Consider the following 265-nt stretch of genomic DNA (forward strand, 5'->3'; position numbering starts at 1 on the left):
AGAAAAAATAGAACCACAAATTGATAATCTAGAAGAAGAAAAATCACAATTAGAAGCTGAAATGGCTCAGCCTAATAATGATTATCAACATTTATTAAAACAACAAAAAAAATTAGAAGAATTGAATCAACACTTAGAACAAATTATGGATCGTTGGACACAGTTAGCAGAAAAAGCAGAACAATAAAGAGAGGGGATATAATGCTAGCTTTTATTTGGGCAGAAGATTCAAATCATTTGTTAGGCAAAGACGGTCATTTGCCTT

At 30.9% G+C, this 265-nt stretch carries 1 protein-coding gene; it reads left to right on the top strand.

From position 1 onward, the window contains the following. Nucleotides 1-187 (top strand): ABC transporter C-terminal domain-containing protein (locus ACYYG1_RS17535; RefSeq protein WP_461211622.1); only part of this gene is annotated, 187 nt, incomplete at its 5' end. Nucleotides 188-265 lie beyond the last annotated feature (78 nt).

It is taken from the genome of Desulfocurvus sp. DL1XJH-121 (genome assembly GCF_054819825.1).